Origin of the sequence: Paenibacillus sp. FSL H3-0457 (assembly GCF_037981725.1) — a bacterium.
GTDB lineage: Bacteria > Bacillota > Bacilli > Paenibacillales > Paenibacillaceae > Paenibacillus > Paenibacillus amylolyticus.
On the sequence record NZ_CP150283.1, the window covers coordinates 4,406,801 to 4,427,623 of the forward strand.

The window sequence follows — 20,823 nt, forward strand, 5'->3', positions numbered from 1 at the left end:
GCACTCCACTCTGATCAAGTTATTGTATCTTGATGTTATTCCACAGTTTCTCAGGCTTATTATAGACATTTGGTGGTTCATGTTCAATTCGAAGCCTGTTCTATCTTGTGCCATTATGCCTTCTTATTACCCATTTTATGCAAAAAAGACGACTTCGGAATGAACCCGAAGTCATCATAATATAACCGATCGCAAACCTTTATTCTTCTACAACGCCAAGGGCTTTATTTTTCTCCTTGAAGCGACTGTTATGGGAAGAAACATAAGCCACTTTCTCCGCTTCAGGATCCATGTAAAGCTTCGCACTGTTTACCGCTAGGGCTGCATCCGTAAAAGTACCTGCAATCAGATACAGTTTGCTACCATAATCTACAAAATCACCTGCGGCAAAAACACCAGGAATATTGGTTTGTAATCTCTCCGTTGTAGTGACATGCCATTCGCCAAGATCAAGTCCCCAATCCCGGATTGGACCAAAGTCACTTTTCATGCCATGGTTTACAATGACAGCATCGACTTCAAGCAGTTCAGTTTCACCTGTATCCACGTGTGAGATGGTCACCTGTTCAATCACATCACCACTCATACTATGCAGTGTCTCTACAGCATATGGTGTACGGACATCTACAGAGGATTCTCTCATACGCAGTACATTACGCTCCAACCCGCCAAAGCGGTCACGACGATGCACAACCGTAACTTGCTCTGCCAGAGCTTCCAGTTCATTCGCCCAGTCCACAGCAGAGTCGCCTCCACCCGAGATCAACACGCGTTTACCACGGAATGGCTCCAGTTCCTGCACAGTATAGTGCAGATTGCTAACCTCGTAACGGTCTGCACCTTCAAGCTCTAGCTTGGCCATTTTATATATACCATATCCGATTGCCATAATGACGGTACGTGTCCAGTGTTGTTCACCTGTTGCAGAAGTTAACAGAATTGTGCCATCAGGTTGACGCTCGAATCCTTCGATCTGTTGTTCAAATACGAGGGTTGGCTCAAAAGTTCTTGCCTGTTCTTCCAATTGTTTGATCAGATCTTCACACAGAATTGGCGTCACACCCCCGACATCCCAGATCATTTTCTCCGGATAAAAGAGCATGCGACCTCCCAATCTGTCACGTGCCTCAATCAACTTGGTCTTCATATCCCGCATGCCGCTATAAAAGGCAGAGTACATGCCCGCAGGGCCACCGCCGATAATGGTTACATCATAAAGTTCCAACTGCTGATTCATATTAAAAATACCTCCGTTAATTCGATCCAGAACATCGAGTATTTGATATCGATTCTCATTATCACTTAAATCCTAGTGTAATGGTAATCTTATCAAAATACAATGGCTAAAAAACAAACATTTCTTGTACAAAAATTCTACGAACACATCTGCTCTTTATTATTGCGCTCTTGGAGCCGCCAACAGCTTTTCAACGACAAAATCAAGTTGTTTATTAATTGAATAGATATCCGAATAATAGAAGAAATCGAAATCAATCTCAATCAGACGACCTTCCTTGATCGCTGGGATACTGCTCCATATTGGATTATCTGTCAAGTTATCTGCCCCTTCATATACCGAGCGAAACACATAGTCTCCAATATATTCAGGAAGGACTTCCATGGAGATCGTGGAGCCTGCCGCGTCCGAAACCACGTCGATTTTTTTCTGTACGACTTCAGGTGCTTTCATTCCCAAGTACTCATATACCGCCTGAGATCCACGGCCAAATTGTTTGCTCTCTACAATAACCATACCTTTCAAACCACCCTCCACAATGGAGATTGTTTTGTCCAGTATGCCTGCATCTGCAAGAGTTTTCTTACTTTCTTCGACTTTGTTGTTGAGATTGGTGATTAACGTCTCGGCTTCCTGCTCTTTGCCAAAGATACTTGCTATATCATGAAGTCTCTCTTCTGTAGTCAATTTCTCATACGGAATATATACCGTAGGTGCAATATCTTTTAATAACGTATAGGTCTCTTCTGAAGGAACAATGATCAGATCCGGATCAAGATCAATGACAGCTTCAGGATTCGGTTCAAACCAGGTACCCAATGCGTTTACACCTTCTAGCTCACCCTTGTATGCAGCCCCGTCATATACATCTGAGGTAGCGATTGGCTTAACTCCAAGTGCGACAACATCCCCCTGGAGATACAATACAACAACCCGTTTTGGATTCGCTGGAACAACTACGTCACCCTTAACCGTTGAGACCGTGCGTGTTTCATTGTCTTTGTTCGTCTGGCTTCCTGTGTCGGATGATACTGCCGTACTGCTGTTATTGGAACTGGCACCCGTTCCTTCGCCAGCTGCTGGTGTTGTTGCTGTACCTGAAGAGCAGGCTGCGAGGAGCATCGTTATGCTCAATAATGCAACCATAATCATACTGGAACTTGTTTTTCTTCTTTTCATCGGTGTAGACCCTCCGTCTATATATTGATAATGATTCTCATAATCAATATATCCCGACTTCCATCTTCGGCCAATGGACGATTCAGAGATTACCAATGGACGATCCTCTGTTCTCGCTTCTTCTCTTATCTTTCGTTGATACTGAATCGGAGAGATTCCCACATGTTTTTTGAAGATACGACTAAAATAATACACATCCGAATAACCCACTTCTGCTGCAATTTCACTCAGCGTTGCATCAGATCGTACAAGCAGATTCCGAGCCTTGGCGATTCGGGTCTGAATTAAATAATCAATGGGACTGTGACCCGTCTGTCGTTTGAATTGCATGGATAAATGTCGGGAGCTGTAGTTGAACTGTTCAGCCAGGAAATCAAGCGTGACCTGTTCCCTATAATGATTCTGGATATAACGAAGTGTTTGTTTCACCGGGTCAGCAAGCTCTGTTTTGATCTCCTGCTCTGCCAATTGAACCATTATTTCATGAATGAACTGGTAAAATAAACTTTTTGTATGAAGCAGATCCAGACTGCCAGATTGAATCCATGCACCCTCAAGCTCATCAAGGTAACGTAACAACCCCAGCGGACTACTTGGCGTAAATCCATATTGCAAAGAGAACGGTGCAACTTCCGGCTGTACCAATAACCACTTTTTGCGATAACTAGGAAAGGCAAGGAATGCTCTGTAATAGAGCAGAATATATTCGAAATCTTCGTTGGTTTGGATATCCAGTGAAGATCCTTTGGCTCCATGAAGCATGTAGAACCGCTCTGCCTTGTATGTTTGCCCATCCAACTGAAGCACAGCCGATCCTCGAATCGTATATATAAAACCATTTGCCGGAAGTGTGTAGGAACTCAGTTGTGTCCCTGCCTCCATAACGATTCGGCGTATATCCAGAACCTTAACAGCGGCATGATTCCAGCATTTCATCTGTTCATCTAATTGCATTGAATACTCTCCAATCCCAGCCTCACCCGGAACAAAGGCCTTACAAGGTCATCATTCTGCCACACATCCGATAACATATGCGTAGCAGAGGTTCACTAATGTACCTTTATTATAGATGATAATAATTTTCATTATCAACTGAAATTTAGAGTGGAATTGGATTTCATCTCATCCATCACTTGTTACGCTTATTTTTTTCAGAGATCTTCGTAAACCACGCGGCCAATTCCTCTGTTTGATCCAATGTTGCAATCGGGTCAAAGTACCATGAACGATCCGGGCTCCAGATAAACACACGATCATTTTTAACCGCATCCAGTGAACTCCAGACCGGTTTCGATTTCAACTCTTCCAGGGTCAGATTATCTGCTGTTAGAATGATGTAGTCTCCGGCGAACTCAGGAATCGCTTCCGATGAAACTTCAACCAGTTGATCCTTCATTAAAATCTCTTTTTTATCTGCAGGAGGATTCAAACCAAGCGCGCTGTAGACTGCCTGACCTCCCCGACCAAAATTATCACCAAAGGCCAACGGTGCTTTATCATAGAACTGCATGACCGACACCTCGGCCTGCGGATCAATTGCCTCACCAACACGTTTCTTGGCATCTGCAATTCTTGCGTCATAATCGGTTAACCATGCCTCAGATTCTTTTTCTTTATTCAGGACTTCACCGAAATAGGCAATTTCTTCGTGGGTGTTTTTCAGTTCGCCATAAGGTACCACCAAGGTAGGTGCAATTTTGCTAAAGGAATCAAATAAATCAGGATTACCTGTCACAATGAGATCCGGTTCAAGCTCCAACACCTTTTCGAGAGAGATGGTTTCATATTCACCAATATTCTGCACACCCTCAAGTGATTTGATAAAATAAGGATTTTTCAGGTTCATCTCGGGTGTACCCACAGGTTTAATCCCCAGGGCGATCAGACTTCCCAGATACAAGTCAACCACAATCCGTTTAGGTTCAGCCGGGATTGTAATATCTCCCTTCACCGTTGAGATTATACGTGGTTCAGATGACTTGCTTTGATTCTCCGCCGTTACTGTCTTCGTGGAACTTGACGTGCTATTGCTTCCGGATGCATCCCCGCTCGAATTACTGGCAACACCTGTTGAGCAGGCACTTAGCAGTAACGTAAGACTTAGTATAATGCTAAGCAACATTCCCGTTCTTGTCTGTCTGTTCATATTTATTGACCCTCCATGCTTATATTGATAATGATTATCACCATCAGTATAAACATACCTTCCACTTCCACCTCTGAAAATGTCATTTCGCGCCACACCTGATGTCAGATCAGGCCAATTTAGAGCTGCTGAGGTCTTTTCTTTAAATTGCAGAGGAGAAAGACCTGTATGTTTTTTGAACATACGCCCCAAATAATATCCATCCGGATAACCGATTCCTACAGCGATCTCATCCAACGTGGCGTCCGTTTGCAGCAACATCTCTTTGGCTTTGAACAAACGAAACTGAATCAGATAATCGATGGGACTGGTTCCAGTCGACTGCTTGAACTTGCGTGACAAACTTCTTGGGCTGGTGCCAATCATTTCTGCCAAAACATGAAGTGTAAGTGGCTGGGTGTACGAAGACTCTACAATTTCAATGACTTTGCTGACCTGATCCATAATACTTGGATAACGATTGGATATACGAGGAATCTGTGATGAGATCTGCTCCACAAATGCATAGAACAAACTCTTGGCCTGAAAGTGCTGAATAGGGTTCTTTTGATCCCACAAAAAGTGCATCTGTTTCAATTGCTCATATAAAATGGTTGGCATATCGGGGGTAAAGCCATAGTTCATTTGGAACGGATTGATACGCTCCATTAACCTTCCCAGATCGTTTCTCCCTCCACTAGGCAGGTTTGCTTTGTACATCAAGTAATATAGGCGCAATCCGGATTCGCCTGCTTGAATCACCAACTTACTCCCTTTTCCCCCATGGATAATATAAAAGCGACTCACTTCATATGTTTGATTGTCAATCGTCACTCCAGCATCACCTTGAATGGTGAGTACAAAGGTACTTGTCGGAAATTTGTATTTCATCTTTTCATACGCCTCTAATTCCATATAACGGATATCTGTTATACTCACCGCAGCATAGTTCCAGAGGATATAATAATCATTCCACATTTTGCTAACCCATCTCCGTCTACATAGATTGTGTCTGAACTTCCACTCACTTATTGATAACCATTATCAATTATTATGATGAAGTACGCAATACAACCGATCTCAATGAATCCATTCAGAAGAAAAAAGAGCTATTCAAATCCTTCTCTTAACATCCGATATATGTAAATAGAACCATGATAAAGCGGAGAAGGAGAACAGAGGATATGAATTCAATCTCATCTGCAACCAAAAGCAGTTTCACTCCCGGGAATCAAGTCTCCAATCGGGATAAAGAAATTCAGGGACTCATGCAGCAGAAGATCCGGCTCAATGAAGAAATGCAAGGTGTAAAAACCAATGACGAGTTGGATACTAAAACCAAAGCTCAGCGAATCAAATCCCTAACAAGCTCCATTTCCCAGATCGACAGCCAGATTGCCCAAATTAAAGCTGAAGAATTGCAAGAAAAGAACAAATTAAGACAGCCGGAAAAGACTCAACAGCAACAACCCAAACCAACCGACGAGGCACAAGCCCCTTCACTCGATCACCTGATCAAGCATAGTCAGACTTATGATCAATTGGGTAAGCTGGTCGGTTTGCGTGATCGCATGCAGGGCTCCATTCAGACCACCGAAGGAGAAACCCGCTTCGACCGACTTGTTCTGGAGATCAATGCAGACAAAGATATAGGCAAATCAATGATGCTGGAAAATTCAGAACGCACCGTCTTTCAGGCAAAGCGAGAGACCGTCCAGGACATCAACTCCCAGTTAAACAAGGTTAATCAGAAGATTGGGGAACTGGTGGAAGAGATTCATCAGCCCGCACCTAAAAATGGAGTACAACCACCTATCTCTGCAACATCTGGAGAAGATGATCAGGAAGTAAACGAAGGAAAGAAAACGGGAAGTAAGGAGCACCCATCAGATGGCGGAACCACAGATCAGGAATCAGGAAATGGTCCGCAAACTACGGCTTCTACATCTCCTGCTGCTTCATATCCATCCGTTGATATTCGAATCTGAGTACGCATTGATCAAACATACTTATATGTATACATAATGGGTTTAAAGATTAAAGTGGCTCGTTTGCTACACAACCTTTGACTCGCATCCAATGATAGAACCGCTATTACAGGTGACTAACTCCTGATAAGTAGCGGTTTTTCTGTATTTTAACGTTATGGGTATAGAGGCGAAGCCTCAGCTTCCGAAGAAGCTTTCTTACAGAAAGCTTTTAGACAAACATCTTCAGGTCCTCTCTGTCCTCTACGTTCTCGAAATTTTATTTCTAGCACGGAGTAGTGGCGGTATCATTTGCACAGATGATACTTCCAGCAATCGCTTTACAACCTTTTTTGATGCGTGTGGCCTCATCAATGATCTGATCTATGTTTTCATATTTTCGCTTGCTATTGGTTACAACGGCGATGGATACCGACACAAGAGGAATGGGCCGATTTAGCCCGGAACGTCCTTCCCCCAGAACATATTGATGATGCCAATCATGTTCGTTGTAAAACGTCCTTTTCATTTCCTCAAAACCTGAGATGACTTCCTCACTAATATATTTGTAATCATGGTGATTCAGGATTGTAATAAAATCATCACCACCGATATGTCCAAGAAAGGCTTCAGGGGGAACAAATAGCTTGCGAAGCAAGTTAGCTGTCGCCTGAATAAGCTGATCCCCCATTTTGAAGCCGTAGCTATCATTGTAGGATTTGAATTGATCGAGATCAACGTACAGTACGCTAAATTGGTCCATCTGAAGAGCCTGAGACAGCCTTTCATCTATAATATGATTACCAGGAAGACCAGTCAGCGGGTTCATAAAAATCGCCATTTCAGCCCGTACATCAGCAACAGCGAGTAGCAAACGCCGAATACTCACAGCGCCAAAGAAACTTTCTCCTGACGTGACCAACACAAGATCATATATTTCCCCTTCATCTCGGTCCATGGCAAGAACACTGACATCTGTAATCTGTTCCGAATAATCCACAACTAGTGCCTGCGTGTTCATCACCAGTTCTACAGGACGTCCCATGTACAGATTATAGCCATACTGGGTACCAATCTGCTGAAAGAATCGGGGCCGCATCATTAATGACACACCCTTCTCCCCCATAACAGCTATACCTTCCAGACTAGGATTGGACTTGAAAAGATGATAGACGATATCACATTTTGTATCAGATTGTACTACAGGAATTGGTTCAGCAATCTCGCCTATTTGCGTAAACATACTATTCTACTCCTCTGTTCGTAGCATCTTATCCGAACTTTTCAAATATATATGTAGGTCTTTGTCAATGGTCACATCGTACCACTTTCTACTTGAAAAAGCGTTAACTGAGGGTAAAAGTTTATGAAATATTTCCTTTTCTAAACTTTGCTATAGTGAGCTTATTTTAATGCTTGATCTCAAAATTCTGAAGCAATCATGCAACACTAAATTTCATCATCATGTTCTGTGTTATTTCGTTATGCAAAAATACCGTCATTTACTGGATATCTTTAATCCAATAAATGACGGTATTCGTTGGCATATATTACAAAAGTTTATCGGCATGAAATGAACGAATTCAGATATAGGCCGCCAAAAATCCATTTGTCTAGAATCAAATTCGAATCCAAACTATACTTGCCAGCTCACTACTCCTGACCCTTTCAGCTTACCTTATGCTCAATTCTCAGCTTGTCAGCAACCATCGCGATGAACTCGCTATTTGTTGGTTTCGACTTGCTGATGTTGATTGTATAACCAAACAAGTGGCTGATGCTGTCGATGTTACCGCGAGTCCATGCCACTTCAATGGCATGACGGATGGCACGTTCGACGCGGGACGGCGTGGTTTTGAATTTTTCGGCAATCGCCGGATACAGTGTTTTGGTGATGGCTCCCAAAATTTCGATATTGTTATACACCATCGTAATCGCTTCGCGCAAATACTGATATCCTTTAATATGCGCAGGAACGCCGATTTCATGTATGATGGACGTAATATTTGCATCCAGATTTTTGTGTTTGCCCATTGGCACAACATTGGATGATTTCATGAACATGGATGATCCGCTGCTTGTGGACATCGCCGTCTGTGTTCCCACCAGTTGACGCACACGATTCGCAAGCACTTCCATGTCAAACGGCTTAAGAATATAATAAGAAGCTCCGAGTTGCACGGCACGCTGTGTGATATTCTCTTGTCCGAATGCCGTAAGCATAATGACTTTAGGCTGTGGAGACAGGTTCAGGTCGCGCAAGCGCTCAAGCACACCCAGTCCGTCCAGGTGAGGCATGATAATATCCAGAATCAATACATCCGGCACATCCCGAGTTTGCTCCAGCAATTGCAGTACTTCTTCTCCATTGTATGCAATACCGGTTACTTCCATATCTTCCTGCTCAGATATATATTCGGCAAGCAAATTCGTAAATTCACGATTATCATCGGCCAGCAATACCTCAATTTTTTGCAAAACGGTATCCTCCTTTAAATTAAACATCGTTTCGTACATTTCCTTACACGTTTAATTTTCGACACAGCCAGTTAAATTCCTCCTGTCGAAAATTATTTTTCTTTATTTTTTTTTCTTGATCCTATATAATAAATAATTTATTTCATTATCCGATATATTATGTTTGCTTTCGACAAAAAAGAACCTCAGGGCTGTTTAGCCAGCCTTGAGGTTCTTTTCGTTTTCCTTTTTCATCATAACGCCAGCATCTTGTAACATCCATTCAATGAAGCAACCGTAACCCGATTTTGGATCATTCACGAATACATGAGTAACTGCACCGATCAATTTACCATTTTGTACAATGGGGCTGCCACTCATCCCTTGAACGATACCTCCGGTCTTATCCAGCAGTTTCGGGTCCGTGATTCGAAGCACCAGACCTTTTGTTGCTGGTTCGGTTTGATCTGCCACATGAACAATGTCAATGGAGAAGCGTTCAACTTGTTGACCGTCAACCACGGTAAGTATTTCGGCCGGTCCTTCCTTTACTTCATGAGAAAAAGCGACGGGAATGCCTTTCGAATACAAACTGTGCTCAGGATTTCCGGACATTTTACCAAAGATACCAAAAGCCGTATTACGTTCAATATTGCCCAAAATTTTGCTTTCCTTGAGGAAATGAGCACGTTTTTCACCCGGATCACCGGTCTCACTTTTAGAAATGGACGTCACATTGGATTGAACGATCTGACCACTACCCACAACAATAGATGTTTGTGTGTTCATATCTGTAATGACATGGCCCAGTGCGCCATATACGCCCTGATCGGGTGCATAGAAGGTAAGTGTGCCAACACCGGCTGCAGAATCACGAATGTACAATCCAAGCCTCCACGCTTGATCCTCGGAGTCATACGCCGGAGTTAATCGTGTCTTCACCGTTTCCTTGCCCCGTTTTAACACAACATCAATACCTTTTTTACTTTTCCCTGCAAGTTCAACGGCTTCAGAGACACCTGCTACGCCATCCAGACGTTTTCCATCCATATGCGTAATCAGATCTCCGAGCTTAATGCCCGCTGTTTCTCCGGGCGATACACGCTCATCCTGACCCGAACGGACCAGATGATGTCCAACCACCAGAATGCCTGCCGATTTAACCTTGACGCCAATCGTTTGTCCCCCGGGTACAACACGCAAATCCGGTATCACATTCACATGGACTGTTTTGACCGGAATTTTACCCCACAACTTCAACGTTAATTTGGCATGTCCCGTCTGTTGAGGGTGAAGATGCAAAGGTTGTTGCCTGGTAACATGCATCGCTGCCTGATCATCCAAACCAACGATATCAGGACGATCTACAACGGCGCTTGAAACAGCAGGTACAGCGAGCCGGACATCCGCTTGCCTGCCAGCAAACACCTGCAATTCATCCGGCAGTGAAGCATAACTTTGCACAGGCTGAATGGCCTGGCTAATCACACAAAGAAAGAAGGCAAATAAAAGACCTAGCAATTTCTTCCTGAGGGGGGAATTCAATGGCTGTCACACTCCCTTTGCTTCTTTCGCTTGACGAAAGGTGGTCGCCAATTGCGTACCTATAAGATAACCTCGCCCCCAGGCTTTTATTACTGTCAATCATTACGCCAGCCGTCCGTTTCACCCTTTTTTGGCTTCCGCCAAATTCAGCATTTCCTGTGCGTGATGCAGCGTTTTTTCTGTAATTTCCACGCCGCCCAGCATACGTGCCAATTCCTTCACTCTGCCTTCGTCTGACAGCGATTCCACCTGCGTCATCGTCCGTCCATCGTAGACATGCTTCTCAATGAGATACTGATGATCTGCCATACAAGCCACTTGTGGTAAGTGAGTTATTGAGAAAACCTGACAAGTCGAAGACAAGCGGAACAGTTTTTCCGCAATGGATTGAGCTGCTCTACCGCTAACTCCGGTATCAACTTCATCAAAAATCAACACAGGTATCCGGTCATGTCGCGCAAAGATACTCTTCATCGCCAGCATCATTCTGGACAACTCACCACCTGAAGCAATTTTGCCAAGTGGTCGTAATGGCTCACCCGGGTTTGGTGAGATCAGGAATTCCGCATTGTCCGCACCATGACGATTCAGACGAATACGGCGTCCATTCCATTCAATACCCTTCGGATCTTCAAAAGGAGTAATCTGAACACGCAGTGTAGTCCGCTCCATTTGCAGATCCTTGAGCTCGCTTTCCACCTGTGCAGCTAGTTCCTCGGCGCATTGTTTACGAACCTTGCTGAGCTCTTCAGCAGACTCCATCACAAGGTTAAGCATTTTGTCACGTTCAGCTCGCAATTTCTCCAGCCGTTCGTCCTTGTTCTCCAGTTGGTCGGTTTCATGGCTAATCTGATCATAATAACTCAGAATAAGTTCAACACTGTCCCCGTATTTCCGTCTGAGGCCAGAAATCAGATTCAGCCTTTGCTCCACTTCTTCCAGCCTTGCCGGATTAAATTCAATCTTCTCCCGGTAATCCCTTAACTGAAATGTTGCATCTTCCAATTGATAAAATGCGGATTGCAGCTGTTCTACGATTGGTTGCAGTCCTTTGCTATCATATCCAGAAATATCTTCAATTCTTGAAAGAGCAATGCTCACAGCTTCAAGTCCGCGTTGACCACTGAGGAGATCATATGCACCAGCAACACTGTCCATCATTTTCTCACTATGGGATAGTTTGACCCGTTCTTCCCCGAGTAATTCATCCTCGCCTTGTGTAAGGCTTGCTGCTGCGATCTCCTCAAGCTGAAAGCGATACATGTCCAAGAGTTGATATGCACGCTGACTGGACTCCTGAAGCGCACGCAGTTCTTTTTCCGCCGTGATAAACTTGCTGTAACGCTCTTGATACGTCGCTTTGACAGGTCCGATGACTTCCGAGCCATAAGTATCGAGAAGCCCCAGATGGCTCTCTGCACGCAGCAAACTCTGATGTTCATGTTGTCCATGAATATTGATCAGCTTCTCGCCTACTTCCCGCAGCATGGTGAGATTGACCAATTGACCATTAATGCGGGATGTACTCTTCCCCTGTGTGTTCAGTTCACGTCGAATGACCAGATGCTCTTCAGGCTCACAATGGATACCCAGCTTCTCTAATGTCTGCCATACCGGATGACTCTGCTCCATCTCGAACAAGGCTTCCATCTCTGCCTTCTCACATCCGTACCGGATCAGATCAGCTGAACTGCGTCCACCGGCAATTAAGCCAAGTGCATCTATAATAATCGACTTACCTGCACCCGTTTCCCCTGAAAGTACATGGAATCCCGGGTGGAATACAACATCCACTTCTTCCACCACAGCCAGATTACGAATCGATAACGTAACTAACATCTGCAAAAACACCTCCGGATGACTAACTCAGATATTATGTTTTTGAACCATTGATTCAAGAGGTTGTTCAAAAAGTCCGCTTTTGATTACGAAGGATGCCTGGTGGCATCATCAGCATCGAATATGGAATTCAGCCGAAATAAGTGGGATGCTTACGAAGTATGTTTCCTTCGGAAACATTGCAGTTGCTCACGTAGTTTCCCTACGCTCCGCTACTCCATTTCTAGCTTCATCCCATCTTCTCGGTACTGAAAACCGATCTTTTTGAACACGCACTTTAAGCAATATAACCCATGATTCGCTCAATAACGGTCACACTGTTACCTTCAGTCCGGCAGATAATCAGAATGGTGTCATCTCCACAGATCGTGCCCATGACTTCATTCCACTCAATATTATCAAGCAGAGCTGCAATGGAGTTGGCTGTTCCTGGCAAACATTTCATCACAACCAGATTGTTTGTGTGATCAATGTGCAAGAAGTTGTCAACAAGTGCACGCTTCAACTTTTGAATCGGATTATATCGTTGATCTGTCGGTAAAGAGTACTTGTATCTTCCGTCATCCATCGGAATCTTGATTAACAGAAGTTCCTTGATATCCCGGGATACCGTCGCCTGAGTCACCTGAAAACCTGATTTGCGTAGTGCTTCAACCAGATCATCCTGGGTCTCAATTTCATTTTGACTAATGATTTCACGAATCTTGATGTGCCTTTGTCCTTTCATATATGCCTCCAGTTAGATGTATTGCAATAAAGCAGCATTTGTAATTCGCCGCAGACTTTGCCCTGCAATGTTCATTCTTTTATATTAGTCCAGATCATCCCCATCATACACATCTTCCTGATAGTCCATGAGCCTGATTAACTTAATATCGGAATCCTCCACGTCAACATACAGCAATCCTTCACAGCCAGGATATAACAACAGATAATTGAGGAAGCGATCCCTTAGCGCAGGACCGGTCATATCGATTGGCTGTCTGCGACGAGACGTTTTCACGAGGTATCTGAGATCCTCACGTTCTGCAACATAATCAATGAATAATCTGCTGTAATAAACGGATTCATTGGCCTCAAAAGCCAGAGGGACTTTCATTTTCCCACCGATGACTTCGTAGCCCTGTGCTTCAAGCAAATCCAAGGCCGGGGAATCTTGAATCTTCACGTTCAGTTTCATTCCAGACAAGCTTACCGGCGTCGGTCGGTTCACCCAATTACGCAAGCCAAAGAACAGCCACAAGATCAAACAGACAGCAAGTACACCTATAAAGATTGTGTCATATTGACCATCCATTATCGCTCACCTCGAAGACATATTCGAGGTTCAGTAATGATTTCCCTTTACGTCAATCACCTTTCCAGCGAAAAGAAACCCATCTTATGATGAGTTTCCCGTAAATGTATGAGCTGCTTCCTTTGCAACTTGCTCCGCAAGTGCGTCAAGTGAAGCTGGATCGATCTCTGGTTGTGTTGCCTCTGGTGCTTCCAGACGCCAATGTGCGAGAAATTCTATATTACCTTCTCCACCCGTTATCGGTGAAAAAGTTAAACTCTGCAGATGTAAACCAAGTTGACTGGAAAAATGAAGCATTGTCTGCAATACATCCTTGTGTACCTTCGTATCACGTACCACACCGGACTTGCCTACTTTTTCACGCCCTGCCTCAAATTGAGGTTTAATCAATGCAACGATATCTGCAGGTTGTTTCAAAAGAGCCAGAAGTGGCGGCAATATGATTCGCAGTGAAATGAACGACACATCAATGCTCGCAAAGTTCGGCACGGGTCCCGTCAGATCTTCAGGAGTCACATAGCGGAAATTAGTTCGTTCCATAACAGTAACCCGCTCATCATTACGCAAAGACCAATCGAGCTGATTATAGCCCACATCAATAGCGTAGACGTGAGATGCGCCATGCTGAAGTGCACAATCCGTAAATCCACCGGTGGATGAACCAATGTCGAGCATGACAAGTCCATTCATATCAAGGCCAAAATGACGGATCGCTTTTTCGAGCTTCAATCCGCCTCTACCGACATAGGGATGTACCGAGCCTTTAACTTTCAGCTCGGCTTCCCTTGGAATTTTCATGCCCGCCTTTTCGATCGGCTCATTATTGGCATATACCAGTCCAGCCATGATTGCAGCTTTTGCCTTCTCACGACTTTCATAATAGCCCTGCTCAACCAGCAGAACATCAATTCGTTCTTTCGGGAGTGACATGTCTGTCTCCTATCATGTAAATTTACGAAGGAAAACGTGTTTTGGGTATGCCGTAAGATGATTGAACAGCCATCTTGCGCAGTTCAGCACATACATTTTCAACGGTAAGACCCACTTCCTCACGTTGTTCCTTAATACTGCCATGCTCGATGAAGCGATCCGGAATCCCCATCAATTGTACATGAACATCATGTAGTCCCTGTTCTGCATAAAACTCCAGAACTGCACTACCCATGCTGCCTGCTTGGGATGTTTCTTCAAGTACAATCAATTTGGTGCCTCGAACAGCTAAATCACGCAACATTTGCTCGTCAAGAGGTTTCAAGAAGCGAGCGTTGATTACGCCTGCTGTGATACCTTCCCGCTTCACCATCTCTGCTGCTTCTTCTGCAAGCTGCACCATCGAACCTGAAGCGATGACAGCATATCCCTCGGATGGACGCAGTTGCTCCCATGATCCGATTGGAATCGGAACAAGTACATCATCCAAAGGTACACCGACCACATTGTTTCGTGGATAACGGTAAGCAATTGGACCTTCATTATAATCAAGCGCCGTTTTCATCATATGACGCAATTCATTTTCGTCTTTTGGCATCATCAGAACGATATTTGGAATATGGCGCATAAATGCCACATCGTATACCCCTTGATGTGTTTCCCCATCCGGACCAACAAACCCGGCACGGTCAATGGCAAACATCACGTTGGCGTTATGACGGCAAATATCATGTACAATCTGATCATAAGCACGTTGCATAAACGTAGAATACACGGCAAAGACCGGCTTCAAACCTTCCATAGCCAGTGCAGCACACATGGTCGCCGCGTGCTGTTCTGCAATACCTACGTCAATCATGCGATCGGGAAATTCCTTACTGAACGGAATAAGACCTGATCCTGTAGGCATTGCTGGCGTTACCGCTACGACCCGCTTATCCTGCTTCGCAAGATCAATTAACGTTTGACCGAACACTTCCGTGTACATCGGTTTTCCGACTGCCTTCAGCACTTGACCGGATTCAATTTTGTACGGAGAAATCCCGTGCCACTTGTGCGAATCGGCTTCTGCTGGCTGATAACCTTTGCCTTTGGTCGTGAGCACGTGAACGAGCACAGGGCCATCAACGTTATCTGCCTGTTTGAAGGTTTCGATCAATTTGGGAATATCATGCCCATCAATCGGTCCCAAATACGTGAAGCCCAGTTCTTCGAAAAGAACACCTGGTACCATCATATATTTGACACTATCTTTGATCCAGCTTGCCGATTTGGCCAAACGGTCTCCAATAGCAGGAATTTTTTTAAGCATCCCCTCAACATCATCTTTTGCTTTCAGATAATGACGATCCGAACGAATCTTGCTCAAATATTTATGCATGGCCCCAACGTTTGGAGCAATGGACATTTCATTATCATTCAGAATAACCATCAGTTTTCTCTGCTCATGACCGATATGATTGAGGGCTTCAAAAGCCATGCCACCAGTAAGCGCTCCATCACCAATCATCGCGATGACTTGGTTGTCCTCACCCTTCAGATCACGTGCAAGGGCCATCCCCATCGCAGCGGACAATGAAGTACTGCTGTGTCCAGCTTCCCATACATCATGTTCACTTTCGTTGCGTTTGACAAACCCGCACAGGCCGTTATGTTGACGCAATGTATCAAAGCGATCCATACGCCCTGTCAGGACTTTATGCACATAAGCCTGATGCCCTACATCAAAAATCATTTTGTCTGCTGGACTGTTATAGCAGTAATGCAGGGCTACCGTGAGCTCAACCACGCCTAAGTTGGGTGCGAGATGCCCACCTGTAACAGACAGTTTCTCAATCAGAAACTGCCGGATCTCTGCCGACAAAAGGGCAAGATCATCCTGAGACATCGACTTTAGATCACTGGGTTGTTTAATTTGTGGAAGCAGCACGAGAATCTCCCCGCTTTCCTAGATTGTTTAGTTATTGTTGTAAATCGATATATACATTATGAATCAAATGACATTAAATCATTATAACATAAAAGAACAAGAATCATAATTTACTGCACTATACTCCCGATAACGAGCATTCTCGCCAGCAAGTTATTTAAAATTCTTCTCCATATGTATTCCCGCATCCACTCGGGACAGACTTTTTCCATCCACTCGGAAAAAGGACATTACATTCATTACACGGTTACATAGTTTTTGAAACAGATCGCTCCGTCAGATTCTAATGGTCACGACTCATCAGGTAATCTGCAATTTCCAGCAATCTGGATGCATCAGGTAACTCGGCTCTTTCAAGTGCATCTTTTGCAGATTGGGTAAGGGATTTCACTTCATCTACAGAAGCCTCCATGCCAATAAAATAAGGATACGTTACCTTCTGTTGATTCACATCGCTCTGTGTTTTCTTGCCCATCTTTTGCTCGTCACCCGTCAGGTCGAGAATATCATCCTGAATCTGGAACGCCAGCCCCAGATCACGGCCAAACACACGTAAGGCTTCCAATTGTCCTTCCGTTGCTCCACCAATTCGTGCTCCAGCAATGAGGGAGAAAACAATCAGATCACCCGTTTTGTGCAAATGAATATATTGGAGCTGTGAAAGATCGGTCATGCCTTGCTCGCCTTCCATATCCGCAACTTGGCCGCCGACCATACCTCTTGCTCCAGCAAGTTCGGACATGTCCTCTACGATGGACAGCAATGCCTCTGCCGTCACACCGCTGCGACGACCCGCTTGAACAATGCTATAAAAAGCATGAGTTAGCAACGCATCGCCCGCCAATATGGCTGTTGCTTCACCATATACCTTATGATTCGTTAATTTTCCCCTGCGGTAATCATCATTATCCATAGCAGGCAGGTCGTCGTGGATCAGTGAATACGTATGAACCATCTCCACGGCGCAGGCTACCGGCATTGCAGCTGTACGCTGTGCGCCGAAGGCTTCCGCCGCAGCAACGACCAGAAGAGGACGAAGGCGTTTGCCTCCGGCCATTAGTGAGTACTGCATCGCATCCGTCAACGATTGGGGTACATCCCAGTGATCGGGAAGCGTGTGTTTCAACGCTTCTGTCACCTCAGCTGTGACCTCTTCGAGATATGCTTGAAACGAAGGACGATTACTCATGGACTTCACCGCTCTCATCGTCAGCAGTTCCGAAAGGCTTCTTGCGAAGCTCTCCATCTTCTTCTACGATCATCTCGATCTTACGTTCCACTTGTTCCAGCTTCAGACCGCAAAGTTGCGAAAGCTTCATCCCGCGTTGAAACAGATCGATGGCCTGTTCCAACGGAACATCACCATGTTCCAGCTGACCTACGATGTCTTCCAATGCCGCCATTGCCTCTTCAAAATTCAATTCCGGTTCATTCGCCATGGGTATTGTCGTCCTCCTTCATTCCCCAAACCTGACAGTCCAGCTGTCCGTCTGTTAATTTAATCTTAATTGAATCTCCAGGCTGTACATCCTTCGTTGACTTGATCAATCGCTGTTCTTGCTCATCATAGACAAGGCTGTATCCCCGTGACATGACTTTAAGCGGGCTAAGCGCATCCAGATGCCGCACAGATGATTTCCACTGTTGTTGCTTCGATCTGGTTATAGACCTGATCGCAAGTTCAAGTTGTCTGCGTGCTGCCGCATTCTCACGGCGTGCTGCATTGACCTGCTCACGAGGATTGAATCGTTGCAGTGCTGCCCGCAAACGCTCCTGCTTCTCTCCTGTCCATTTCATACGTGTATCCACTGTTCTCAAAAGCCGTTGGTGCATCATATCCAGTCGTTCCGTATGCTGCATCAAGGTACGTCTTGGATGCACCAGCACTGGCGAACGCTGTAATCTTGCAAGCCGTTCACGATTATGTACAGCACGCTGACGTAAGCTGTGCTGTAACTGGCGCTGACGTTGTCCGATCTGATCAAGCAACTCAGCTCGATTAGGTACAGCTAATTCAGCAGCTGCTGTAGGTGTAGCAGCACGCAAATCAGCTGCAAAATCAGCAATAGTGAAGTCCGTTTCGTGCCCAACCGCAGAAATGACAGGAATATCCGAAGCGACTATTGCTCTTGCCACAATCTCCTCATTAAAGGCCCACAACTCCTCCAGTGAACCGCCTCCGCGTCCAACGATAAGTACATCGGCTTCTCCCATCCGGTTCAGGTTGCCAATCGCTTTAACAATGGAAGGCGCTGCACCCTTGCCTTGAACCAGAACAGGATATAAAACAACTTTGGCAGAAGGGTATCTGCGCTGGAGTGTGATCATGATATCCCGCACTGCCGCTCCCGTCGGTGAAGTTACAACCCCGATGGTCTGTGGATAACGAGGGATCTGTCTTTTTCGCGAAGGTGAAAATAACCCTTCATCCTCAAGCTTTTTCTTCAGCTGTTCGTAAGCCAGATACAGACTTCCAATTCCATCCGGTTGCATATGGGTAGCATAGAATTGATACTGCCCATCCCGTTCATACACCGAGACATTACCACGGGCAATAACCCTTGCACCCTCCTTCGGTACAAAGGGTAATCGCTGGTTATGGGACGCAAACATAATTGACTTAATCCGGCTGTCCTTGTCCTTCAATGTAAAATACATATGGCCGCTGGAGTGATGTGTGAAATTCGAAATCTCCCCGCGCAGCCAGACGTCCGACAGGACCTGATCCGATTCCAGTTTCATCCGGATGTATCGGTTCAGGTCTTTGATGGAGTAGACCTTTTGATCTGCCACAGACAAAACCCTAGGCCAATCCGTGAGCGCGCTTGGCAGCGATCAATGTATTTTGCATCAGCATTGTGATTGTCATCGGACCAACACCGCCAGGAACGGGTGTAATTGGACCAGAAACTTGTTTCACGCTCTCGAAATCAACGTCTCCTGCCAGTTTGCCATTCTCCAAACGGTTCATGCCGACATCGATAACAACAGCACCTGGTTTCACAAAATCAGCATCCACAAAATTAGCACGGCCGATGGCTACAACTAGAATGTCCGCCTGGCGTGTAATTTCTTTCATGTTGGCTGTACGGGAATGACACATGGTTACCGTTGCATTCTCACGTTGCAGCAACAGCGATACCGGTTTGCCAACGATGTTGCTTCTTCCGATGACTACTGCATGTTTACCGGACATTTCCAATCCAGTACGTTTGATCAGTTCAATTACACCCGCTGGGGTACATGGAAGCAGACTATCGTCCCCAATAACAAGATTACCAACATTGACTGGATGGAACCCGTCTACGTCTTTATCCACGGCAATTGCATCAATAACCGCTTTCTCTTCGATATGTTTCGGTAGTGGGAGTTGAACTAAAATTCCGTTAATGGATTGTTGATTGTTCAGCTTGTCCACCAGCGCAAGCAGATCTTCTTGGGACGTATCTGCATCCAAGCGATGCACTTCGGAGTAGAAACCGAGGTCGTGACAAGCTTTTTCTTTATTACGCACATAGACTTGGGATGCCGGATCTTCCCCGACGAGCACAACAGCCAGACCAGGTACTACCCCCTGTTCGCTAAGCTGTTTTACTTCTGTTGTCATGCTTGCGCGGATCTCTTGGGATACTTCTTTACCGTTAATAATAGATGCTGTCATTGTACTCTCTCTCCCTTATGTGAATATAAATTTAGAGGTTGTTCAAAAAGCCCGCTTTTGATTACGAAGGATACTGAAAACCGGTCTTTTTGAACACACACTATAATTAATCTTAACTTAAGATAATTTTGCTTTAATCGCGTCAACTTCCTGAATCATGCGTCCAAGTACACCATTGACGAACTTACCGGATTCTTCTGTACCAAAATATTTGGACAGTTCAATCGCTTCATTGACCGATACCTTTGCCGGGATGTCCTCACGGAATACCATTTCATACGTGGACAGTCGTAGAATCTGGCGATCTACACGTGACAGACGGCTGATCTGCCAACCTTTCAAATAATCCACAAGCAAACCGTCAATGGCTTCCTTATTGTTCCATGCTCCTTGTACAATCTCAGTAACATAAGTGCGCATTACATCTGCATCGCGGATAACTACTTCGGTTTCATTATCTTCAGCAGCTTCATTGATCAACATGTTTACAGCTTCTGCTGCACCCACCTCATTCATTTCCATCTGATACAGACTTTGTACTGCAATTTCCCTTGCCAAACGTCTTTTCATGTCCTGCCTCCTGCAGCGCTCCGTCTGGAGCGTCATCATGCTTATTTTATAATCCATGCATCCATCTCATCAAATCCTGTATCGGT

General features: G+C 44.9%; 17 protein-coding genes. 1 reads left to right on the forward strand and 16 read right to left on the reverse strand.

Translation table 11 applies throughout. The annotated features are described in order from the left end of the window. Positions 1–199: 199 nt before the first annotated feature. The 3 genes from MHH25_RS19545 to MHH25_RS19555 form a co-directional block, all read right to left on the reverse strand. Entirely contained in the window at positions 200–1,237 is a 1,038-nt protein-coding gene (locus MHH25_RS19545) for an NAD(P)/FAD-dependent oxidoreductase (protein WP_017687612.1), read from the reverse strand. A 159-nt stretch (positions 1,238–1,396) separates the two neighbouring features. Then, entirely contained in the window at positions 1,397–3,370 is a 1,974-nt protein-coding gene (locus MHH25_RS19550) for an AraC family transcriptional regulator (RefSeq protein WP_340017843.1), read from the reverse strand. Between the two features lie 175 nt (positions 3,371–3,545). Next, a complete protein-coding gene (locus MHH25_RS19555) occupies positions 3,546–5,432 on the reverse strand; it encodes an AraC family transcriptional regulator (protein ID WP_340017844.1) in 1,887 nt (628 codons plus the stop codon). Positions 5,433–5,725: 293 nt separating this feature from the next. Here MHH25_RS19555 and MHH25_RS19560 point away from each other — a divergent pair, with 293 nt between their 5' ends. Next, positions 5,726–6,529: a hypothetical protein gene (locus MHH25_RS19560; RefSeq protein WP_340017845.1), complete on the forward strand. Its 804-nt coding sequence runs from the start codon at positions 5,726–5,728 to the stop codon at positions 6,527–6,529. Between the two features lie 265 nt (positions 6,530–6,794). Here the strand turns inward: MHH25_RS19560 and MHH25_RS19565 are convergent, their stop codons facing one another. From MHH25_RS19565 to nusB, 13 genes are all read right to left on the reverse strand, one after another. Then, complete coding sequence (locus tag MHH25_RS19565; protein ID WP_340017846.1) at positions 6,795–7,751, reverse strand: GGDEF domain-containing protein; 957 nt, start codon at positions 7,749–7,751, stop codon at positions 6,795–6,797. A gap of 425 nt (positions 7,752–8,176) precedes the next feature. Beyond that, complete coding sequence (gene spo0A / locus MHH25_RS19570; protein ID WP_036614349.1) at positions 8,177–8,986, reverse strand: sporulation transcription factor Spo0A; 810 nt, start codon at positions 8,984–8,986, stop codon at positions 8,177–8,179. A gap of 195 nt (positions 8,987–9,181) precedes the next feature. Next, entirely contained in the window at positions 9,182–10,510 is a 1,329-nt protein-coding gene (gene spoIVB / locus MHH25_RS19575) for a SpoIVB peptidase (protein WP_340017847.1), read from the reverse strand. 120 nt (positions 10,511–10,630) lie between these two features. Further along, on the reverse strand, positions 10,631–12,349 hold the full coding sequence (gene recN, locus MHH25_RS19580; RefSeq protein WP_340017848.1) for a DNA repair protein RecN: 1,719 nt from the start codon (positions 12,347–12,349) through the stop codon (positions 10,631–10,633). Between the two features lie 277 nt (positions 12,350–12,626). Continuing rightward, on the reverse strand, positions 12,627–13,076 hold the full coding sequence (argR, locus tag MHH25_RS19585) for a transcriptional regulator ArgR (RefSeq protein WP_017687604.1): 450 nt from the start codon (positions 13,074–13,076) through the stop codon (positions 12,627–12,629). 84 nt (positions 13,077–13,160) lie between these two features. Continuing rightward, positions 13,161–13,646 (reverse strand): hypothetical protein, encoded by a 486-nt coding sequence (locus MHH25_RS19590; protein WP_100527188.1) that lies wholly within the window; start codon positions 13,644–13,646, stop codon positions 13,161–13,163. Positions 13,647–13,730: 84 nt separating this feature from the next. Then, complete coding sequence (locus MHH25_RS19595; protein WP_076251028.1) at positions 13,731–14,576, reverse strand: TlyA family RNA methyltransferase; 846 nt, start codon at positions 14,574–14,576, stop codon at positions 13,731–13,733. A gap of 22 nt (positions 14,577–14,598) precedes the next feature. Beyond that, positions 14,599–16,506 carry a 1-deoxy-D-xylulose-5-phosphate synthase gene (dxs, locus tag MHH25_RS19600; RefSeq protein ID WP_036614362.1) on the reverse strand — a complete coding sequence of 636 codons (1,908 nt, stop codon included), beginning with the start codon at positions 16,504–16,506 and terminating at the stop codon, positions 14,599–14,601. Between the two features lie 283 nt (positions 16,507–16,789). Further along, complete coding sequence (locus MHH25_RS19605) at positions 16,790–17,713, reverse strand: polyprenyl synthetase family protein (protein WP_340017849.1); 924 nt, start codon at positions 17,711–17,713, stop codon at positions 16,790–16,792. Beyond that, positions 17,688–17,945: an exodeoxyribonuclease VII small subunit gene (gene xseB, locus MHH25_RS19610; protein WP_017687599.1), complete on the reverse strand. Its 258-nt coding sequence runs from the start codon at positions 17,943–17,945 to the stop codon at positions 17,688–17,690. Before xseB ends, MHH25_RS19605 begins: the two co-directional genes overlap by 26 nt. Continuing rightward, on the reverse strand, positions 17,935–19,299 hold the full coding sequence (gene xseA / locus MHH25_RS19615) for an exodeoxyribonuclease VII large subunit (protein ID WP_340017850.1): 1,365 nt from the start codon (positions 19,297–19,299) through the stop codon (positions 17,935–17,937). The genes xseB and xseA overlap by 11 nt, the downstream gene beginning before the upstream one ends. 10 nt (positions 19,300–19,309) lie before the next feature. Next, positions 19,310–20,167: a bifunctional methylenetetrahydrofolate dehydrogenase/methenyltetrahydrofolate cyclohydrolase FolD gene (gene folD / locus MHH25_RS19620; protein ID WP_076215789.1), complete on the reverse strand. Its 858-nt coding sequence runs from the start codon at positions 20,165–20,167 to the stop codon at positions 19,310–19,312. Positions 20,168–20,284: 117 nt separating this feature from the next. After that, entirely contained in the window at positions 20,285–20,737 is a 453-nt protein-coding gene (nusB, locus tag MHH25_RS19625) for a transcription antitermination factor NusB (RefSeq protein ID WP_340017851.1), read from the reverse strand. Positions 20,738–20,823: the final 86 nt, after the last annotated feature.

Bases quoted from the DNA above. Each gene is read 5' to 3' on its own strand.
- argR (WP_017687604.1), bottom strand. From the start codon at position 13,076: ATGAAAGGACAAAGGCACATCAAGATTCGTGAAATCATTAGTCAAAAT.
- folD (WP_076215789.1), bottom strand. From the start codon at position 20,167: ATGACAGCATCTATTATTAACGGTAAAGAAGTATCCCAAGAGATCCGC.
- nusB (WP_340017851.1), bottom strand. From the start codon at position 20,737: ATGAAAAGACGTTTGGCAAGGGAAATTGCAGTACAAAGTCTGTATCAG.
- xseB (WP_017687599.1), bottom strand. From the start codon at position 17,945: ATGGCGAATGAACCGGAATTGAATTTTGAAGAGGCAATGGCGGCATTG.
- MHH25_RS19565 (WP_340017846.1), bottom strand. From the start codon at position 7,751: ATGTTTACGCAAATAGGCGAGATTGCTGAACCAATTCCTGTAGTACAA.
- recN (WP_340017848.1), bottom strand. From the start codon at position 12,349: ATGTTAGTTACGTTATCGATTCGTAATCTGGCTGTGGTGGAAGAAGTG.
- MHH25_RS19545 (WP_017687612.1), bottom strand. From the start codon at position 1,237: ATGAATCAGCAGTTGGAACTTTATGATGTAACCATTATCGGCGGTGGC.
- MHH25_RS19555 (WP_340017844.1), bottom strand. From the start codon at position 5,432: ATGAAATACAAATTTCCGACAAGTACCTTTGTACTCACCATTCAAGGT.
- MHH25_RS19605 (WP_340017849.1), bottom strand. From the start codon at position 17,713: ATGAGAGCGGTGAAGTCCATGAGTAATCGTCCTTCGTTTCAAGCATAT.
- MHH25_RS19560 (WP_340017845.1), top strand. From the start codon at position 5,726: ATGAATTCAATCTCATCTGCAACCAAAAGCAGTTTCACTCCCGGGAAT.
- MHH25_RS19590 (WP_100527188.1), bottom strand. From the start codon at position 13,646: ATGGATGGTCAATATGACACAATCTTTATAGGTGTACTTGCTGTCTGT.
- MHH25_RS19550 (WP_340017843.1), bottom strand. From the start codon at position 3,370: ATGCAATTAGATGAACAGATGAAATGCTGGAATCATGCCGCTGTTAAG.
- MHH25_RS19595 (WP_076251028.1), bottom strand. From the start codon at position 14,576: ATGTCACTCCCGAAAGAACGAATTGATGTTCTGCTGGTTGAGCAGGGC.